Source organism: Serratia sp. Nf2 (assembly GCF_003028435.1).
Taxonomy (GTDB): domain Bacteria; phylum Pseudomonadota; class Gammaproteobacteria; order Enterobacterales; family Enterobacteriaceae; genus Serratia; species Serratia marcescens_L.
This window is the reverse complement of the sequence record NZ_PYTW01000042.1, coordinates 1-766: the sequence shown is the minus strand read 5'-3', so window position 1 is coordinate 766 and position 766 is coordinate 1. Positions and strand designations below refer to the sequence as shown.

Below are 766 nucleotides of genomic sequence, written 5' to 3'. Positions count from 1 at the left end.
TTCCACAAGCGATAGATTCAATAACGACATTAGGATAACCTTCCCATCGAGAGCTGGAAACAAAAATGTCAGCTTTCTTCATATATGCATAAGGGTTATCTGTAGAGTCAATAAATGATACATGCTCAACAATCCCCAGTTTTTCGGCAAGCGCAAGTAGCTCATTTTTTTTCTCACCATTGCCAATCAATGTTAAATGATAATTCTCTTGAGCAAGATTTGAAAATGCATATAAAAGGAGATCAAAACCTTTCTGGTAAGTGAGCCGGCCAATTGACAATAAATTTATTTTATCTAACGGATATAGTTCTTTTTCAACAAGTAAACTCATTCTTACGATACGCTCAATATCGACAGGATTATTTATTTTGACCAGTTTTTTACCTGGGATCCCCATCTTTTCACATAAGTCTAAATGCATCTCGTTACTTTGAACAACTATAGAATCATAATTTTTGTAACATGATCTGTAGAGAAATTTAACCAACCTGCTTCTTTCAAATAAAGTTGGAAGATTGGACTCACGTGCAATTTTTTTCAATCGATTGCCAAACAAAAAAAGAAACGGTGATAAAGCAGCGTTCGATACGCCATCACTAATAAAGAGTGTATCAATGCTGTTACGACTGCAGTATTTTCTAATACCAAAAACAAACTTCAAAATGGATGTTCTTATTCTCCCGTCCAAATTCAAATATGAAACAGTGACATCAGGTGATAAGTGTTGAACTAATGAATTCCTATTGTCATCATTTTTATAGAGCAG

General features: G+C 34.2%; 1 protein-coding gene. It reads right to left on the bottom strand.

The genetic code is table 11. The features are described from left to right. Positions 1 to 766, bottom strand: a 766-nt coding sequence (locus C9411_RS25295) for a glycosyltransferase (RefSeq protein WP_107228164.1), incomplete at both ends; no start/stop codon positions are given.